At 38.8% G+C, this 3,700-nt stretch carries 5 protein-coding genes; 2 read left to right on the top strand and 3 right to left on the bottom strand.

All coding sequences use genetic code 11. From position 1 onward, the window contains the following. Together RQ763_RS10595 and RQ763_RS10590 are read left to right on the top strand one after the other, a co-directional pair. Window positions 1-574 (top strand): sigma-70 family RNA polymerase sigma factor (locus RQ763_RS10595; RefSeq protein WP_314152922.1); only part of this gene is annotated, 574 nt, incomplete at its 5' end. Between the two features lie 5 nt (window positions 575-579). Continuing rightward, window positions 580-1,263 carry a hypothetical protein gene (locus tag RQ763_RS10590; RefSeq protein ID WP_314152920.1) on the top strand — a complete coding sequence of 228 codons (684 nt, stop codon included), beginning with the start codon at window positions 580-582 and terminating at the stop codon, window positions 1,261-1,263. Here RQ763_RS10590 and RQ763_RS10585 read toward each other — a convergent pair. The 3 genes from RQ763_RS10585 to hemL are packed head-to-tail and all read right to left on the bottom strand — an operon-like array spanning window position 1,258 to window position 3,356. Then, a complete protein-coding gene (locus tag RQ763_RS10585; protein ID WP_314152919.1) occupies window positions 1,258-1,758 on the bottom strand; it encodes a hypothetical protein in 501 nt (166 codons plus the stop codon). The two genes, RQ763_RS10590 and RQ763_RS10585, sit on opposite strands and share 6 nt — an antisense overlap. Beyond that, entirely contained in the window at window positions 1,742-2,068 is a 327-nt protein-coding gene (locus RQ763_RS10580; protein WP_314152917.1) for an AtpZ/AtpI family protein, read from the bottom strand. Before RQ763_RS10580 ends, RQ763_RS10585 begins: the two co-directional genes overlap by 17 nt. Continuing rightward, complete coding sequence (hemL, locus tag RQ763_RS10575) at window positions 2,061-3,356, bottom strand: glutamate-1-semialdehyde 2,1-aminomutase (RefSeq protein WP_314152916.1); 1,296 nt, start codon at window positions 3,354-3,356, stop codon at window positions 2,061-2,063. The genes RQ763_RS10580 and hemL overlap by 8 nt, the downstream gene beginning before the upstream one ends. Between the last annotated feature and the right edge of the window lie 344 nt (window positions 3,357-3,700).

Below are 3,700 nucleotides of genomic sequence, written 5' to 3'. Positions count from 1 at the left end.
GTATAAGTTTTCAACATATGCAACTTGGTGGATTCGTCAGGCAATCTCCCGTGCAATCGCGGATCAGGCAAGAACAATCCGTATTCCTATCCACATGATAGAGACTATTAACCGTATCAATAAGATTATGCGTAAACATCTCCAAGAGCATGGAAGAGAGCCTGATGTTGAGATTATTGCTCTAGAGGTTGGTCTTTCTGTTGAGAAGGTTAAAAACGTCATTAAAATTACAAAAGAGCCTATAAGTTTAGAGGCTCCTATTGGAAGTGAAGATGATGGACGTTTTGGAGACTTTATAGAAGATAAATCTTCACTCTCGCCTTCTGATGCCGTACTAAAAGATGATTTGAGAGTTCAGATAGAAAATGTTTTAGAACAGCTTAACGAAAGAGAAAGAGCCGTTATAAAACTACGTTTTGGAATTATGGATGATGAGAGCGACAGAACACTAGAGGAGATAGGCAAAGAGCTTAGCGTAACACGCGAAAGAGTCCGCCAGATTGAATCAAGTGCCATAAAAAAGCTGAAGCACCCTAAAGTTGGACGAAAACTTAAAAACTACATAGAAGAGTAATCAGAATGACATTTGAGCAGCAATGGATTGAGTATGATTACAACCCTTTTGTGCTCTTTAGCTCAAGCGGAAAGATTTTATCGCTTAATTCAGAGGCTCAATTTTTACTGGGTGCCGTCACAACCGAAGAGCTTTTTAACCTTGCTACGACCTATGCAAATGTAACATTTGGGTTTAAGACAACTTTCGTTGAACTGGAGTTTGGACGTTACAGATTTTTTGCCCTTACCGTCGGTTATGAAAATGACGATGTCGTAGGCATAAAACTCTATCAGGCGCCCTCCTTTAAGATCAGCGCTCAAAAGCCTGTCGGCGAATTGACAAACATCTACGCCCTTGTTGATTTGTGTATGCTTACAAACTCTATAAACTCAAAAATAGTGTTTGAAAAAGATTTTGACCCTACTATCCCAGAAGTTATACTTGACTCAAATAATTTTATAAAAATTTTAAATAAAACATACTCATGCTATGAAAAAAATGAAAATATTTTAACAAAAATATTTTATAGAATTGGAGAACATATAAAATTTGAGAAGAAAAAATATAGTCTTTTTTCTATAGAAGTCAGTTCAGAAAATATTGACAAAGAGAGAGTTGAGGAGCTCAAAACATTAGCGGCAAACACAAATTTCTACATAGATGTTCAAAAAAAGATAACAATCAACATGCCGATGATTACCTCATAGCTCTTTTGAGAAAAAGTACCCAGCCACTATTCCCACCAACAGAGACGGAAGATAGATAGAAATATCCAAAAGAGAGTTGTTTTTAAGAGCTATAAAACCTAAAATCAAAAAGAGATATGGAACAAGCCTAAAGAGAGAAACTCCGGCTCTAGAGCCTTTTTTTATATCTTTTATGTTCAATATCTTTATCTTTTTCTTCTCTTCTTTGAGTATTGCTTTTATATCCAGCTCATCAGCAGGTCTGTTATCTACCTCGAAATCGTCATAAAGCTCGTAAGGGTCTTCGATTTCATCTAATATGTCCCTTTTTTCCTCTACGTTTTCAAGTGCAACCTGATTTTTAACCATTTTTCTATAGGCATAAGCAGAGCCTGCAATTATAAGAAAACTGCTTAGAAATGCTACTTGAAGATTTATGTAAAACTCAAAAGAGATGATGTTTGAGAGAAGAATAAGAGACTGGACTACAGCTAAAAACTTAATAGTTTTTTTCACTCTCATCCTCATCTTTATCATCTTGAAGCTGCTTTTTTATAGCATAACGAGGCTCTTTTGCAAGCTCTTCAAGCTCTTTGTACTGCTTTGAATAGGCTTTATAGACATTTAACACCGCCGCTGCGATACCTATAAAAACACCTATCCACAAAGTCCAACCTGCTCCCGTGAAATTCTTAAGCAAAAGCCCTATTCCGACACCCATAAGAACCGCTACAACCATAGAGATTCCGAGTGAGAGGCTATCTGCCGCTTCTATCAGAGGCTTGATTCTAGGAGCTTTTTGCTCCTCTTTATCGCTCTTATGCATTATTGGTTATCTCCTTAAAAACTTTCGCGCTTGCCTTAATGGTATCTTCAATCATCTCATCGGTAATAGCAGTTGAAATAAAGCCTGTCTCATAGAGTGAACATGCAAAATAAAAGCCCTCTTGAAGCATTTTGGAGTGAAATTTAGCAAACAGCTCTGCATCGGAGTTACATGCATCGGCAAAATTTTTAACAGGTTTCTCATTAAAAAAGAAACCAAACATACTTCCTCTGGTATCTATCTGCATCGGTATGCCGCAAGAAATAGCCTCTTTTTGCATTCCCTCAACCAATCTTTTTGCTCTTTGGTTTAACACAGAGATTACCCCGGCATTTGCTTTTAGTTTAGATATTGCCGCAAGTCCAGCAGCCATAGCAACAGGATTTCCGCTGAGTGTTCCCGCCTGATAAACAGGTCCCTCAGGCGAGAGTTTTGCCATAATCTCCGCTCTTGCTCCAAAAGCACCCACCGGCATCCCGCCGCCTATAACTTTTCCAAGAGTTACTATGTCTGGCTTTACTCCCGTAATAGACTCCGCACCGTTTAAACTAGCGCGAAAACCGCTCATGACTTCATCAAAAATCAGAAGAGTTCCATGAGCACTGCAAAGCTCTCTTAGCTCATGTAAGAACTCTTTATCTGCGGGAACAAGCCCCATATTTCCGGCAATCGGCTCAATAATTACACATGCAATGTCCTTAGAGTCGGCAAAACACTTCTTTACGCTCTCAATATCGTTGTACGTTGCCAGAAGTGTGTGTTTAGTAAAATCGGCAGGAACTCCAGGCGAACTAGGGTTTCCAAAAGTTGCAGCACCGCTCCCAGCCTGCACCAAAAGAGAGTCGCTGTGCCCATGATAGCATCCTGTAAACTTGACAATGTCATCACGCCCCGTATATCCGCGAGCAAGACGTATAGCACTCATAACAGCCTCTGTTCCGCTGCTTACAAATCTAATCTTCTCTATTGAGTCAAACATAGAAATAACTAGCTGTGCCAAATCACTCTCTGCCTGTGTCGGAGCACCAAAACTAAGTCCATGTTTTACGGCATTTATGACCGCATTCTCAATGGTCTCATCTCTGTGTCCAAAAATAAGCGGTCCCCAGCTTTGAACAAAATCAACATATCTATTTCCGTCAATATCCGTTAAATAGGCACCGCTTCCCTCTGCTATAAATAGAGGTGTCCCCCCGACACTGCTAAATGCTCTTACAGGCGAATTGACGCCTCCAGGAATTAAATCTTGCGCTTGTTTAAAAGCTCTTAATGAACCGTCAATACTCATAAAACACCCTTAATATTTTTTTGTCATTATAGCAAAGTTGTATTAATCTATATTAGTTATAATATTTCAAATTTTAATAACTGGATATCATGCCTTGAATCGCTCCTATTTTGCTTTGTTTGTTGCACTTTTAATTCACTTTGTTTTGCTACTTTTATTCTGGCTTCTTGGCGCAATGACACCTGAAATAAAAAAAGAGCAAAAACCACAAGAGAACAAAATAAAAGTCTCACTAAAAGAGATGCCAAAAATATCAAAAGATGCGGGAGATAAAAAAGAGGCTATAAAAAAACCTACGCCTATAGCGCCTCCTATGCCAAAGGGAAGCCAGTTAAAAGAGATGG

The sequence above is a fragment of the Sulfurimonas sp. genome (assembly GCF_032250635.1).
In the GTDB taxonomy this organism is placed as follows: Bacteria; Campylobacterota; Campylobacteria; order Campylobacterales; family Sulfurimonadaceae; genus Sulfurimonas.
The sequence above is the reverse complement of the archived record's forward strand: the minus strand, read 5'-3'. Positions and strand labels throughout refer to the sequence as shown.

Coding starts and splice junctions, on each gene's coding strand:
- RQ763_RS10580 (WP_314152917.1), bottom strand. CDS start 2,068: ATGCATAAGAGCGATAAAGAGGAGCAAAAAGCTCCTAGAATCAAGCCT.
- hemL (WP_314152916.1), bottom strand. CDS start 3,356: ATGAGTATTGACGGTTCATTAAGAGCTTTTAAACAAGCGCAAGATTTA.
- RQ763_RS10590 (WP_314152920.1), top strand. CDS start 580: ATGACATTTGAGCAGCAATGGATTGAGTATGATTACAACCCTTTTGTG.